Source organism: Streptomyces sp. NPDC002784, from assembly GCF_053592135.1.
In genome coordinates this window covers 1-1,703 of sequence record NZ_JBSFVD010000156.1, presented here as the reverse complement: position 1 = coordinate 1,703, position 1,703 = coordinate 1, and the positions used below count along the sequence as shown (strand labels likewise).

Here is a 1,703-nt window from a genome sequence, read left to right as displayed (position 1 = left end):
ACCAGTCGAATACGAGACCAACTACTACCTCGCGACCGCGGAACCCCAGGTCACAACCACAATCTGAAGTCTCTACCGAACCCGGAACGGTTCAGTGTTCAACTACAACGACGCCAGCCAGCTCACCTCCCAGACCGGCTCGGCCACGCCGTGGTCCTACGACAAGCTCGGCAACGAAACAGCCGGCGGACGCGTCGCCACAACCGCGCGAACCAACGAGACCTGGACAGACCACAGCCAGCTGTCCCGCATCACACAGGGCGGCACGACCTACGACCTGGTCCACGCCGGCACCACCAACTCCGAGCGCACCAAGCTGGCTTCCACGTGGTTCCACCACACAGCCCTGGGGCTCGCGTCCACAACAACGAACGGCGTCGACACCGGATTCATCCGCGAACCGGCGGGCACATTGAATTCCATGACGACTGGGGGGAAGTCCTACTACTACCTCACCGACGCCACCGGCAACGTGCTGGGCCTGGTCGATGACGCGGGCAAGCGCACCCACACGTACGCCTACGGCCCCACAGGCCTGCCCCGCGGCACCACCACCCAAGCCGTCCCCCAGCCGTACCGCTACACCGGCACCTACCTCGACCCGACGGGCCTGTACAAGATGGGCCACCGCTACTACGACCCCCAAATCGGCCGCTTCACCCAACCCGATCCCTCCGGGCAGGAGTTCAACCCCTACCTCTACGCCGCGGGTGATCCCGTCAATCATGCGGACCCGACCGGACTTGCCTGGTACTCGGGTGTCGTCGACTTCGTGAAGACGAAGGGGCCCAAGTTTCTGGGGCGGGCGACCAGCGCAGCCCCTGTCGGTTGCTATGCCAAGAGGGCGTGGCAGGACACGGACAACTCGCTGGAGGATGAAGCAAGCGATCTGAACACTTGCTTCAACCCCTATGCGTGGGTTACGGAGTGACAGGCATCTGATGGAAACCACACAGCGGAGGCCCGGATGGCTAAAGGCAGCCTTATCCGTCACGTTCGGCATTGCCCTGATTCTCAACTTGATCGAGGCGCTGTGGGATCCTGACGGACAGCCGTGGCTAATCCTACGCATCACGGTATCGATCTTGTTCGGCCTCGCCTTAGTGGGCTACGTCGCTGTGTGGTTGCTCAAACGCCGCACTGGCCACGCTGGCTGACCACTGCGGCCGCTTCTGCTGAAGGGCAGCGGCGGGCTGGGTCCGGAATTCAGCCTGCCGCCGCTCCTCTGCGTACCTGCAGAGCATCACTAACAAAGGGGAGGATCAAACGTCATGGGTAAGCTCGGAGGTGCGGAGATTGTCATTCTTTCCGGCCTGCTGCTCATCATTATCGGTTTCGTGGTGGCGATCACCTACATGGTGCGACGCCGCAATAGGCCTTGATGTAGGTGAGAGTCTTGGCATTCGATAGAAAGCGTCGGTGAACGGCGTTGGGAACGGATTCATCCGAGAATGCCGGCGGGGCACGCTGAACTCCATGAAAACAGGGGAAGTCCTCTACTACCTCACCGGCCACCGGCAACGTGCTGGGCCTGGTGGATGACGCGGGCAAGCGCACCCACACGTACGCCTACGGCCCCACAGGCCTGCCCCGCGGCACCACCACCCAAGCCGTCCCCCAGCCCCACCGCTACACCGGCGCCTACCTTGACCCGACAGGCCTGTACAAGATGGGCCACCGCTACTACGACCCCCAAATCGGCC

1 protein-coding gene and 1 pseudogene are annotated in these 1,703 nt (G+C 62.8%); both read left to right on the top strand.

The window, feature by feature from the left end:
- Positions 1–91: 91 nt before the first annotated feature.
- Positions 92–931: pseudogene (locus ACWD1Z_RS37395) on the top strand (RHS repeat-associated core domain-containing protein); the annotation flags it as partial.
- 591 nt (positions 932–1,522) lie between these two features.
- On the top strand, positions 1,523–1,703 hold a 181-nt coding region (locus ACWD1Z_RS37390), incomplete at its 3' end, for an RHS repeat-associated core domain-containing protein (RefSeq protein ID WP_451125369.1).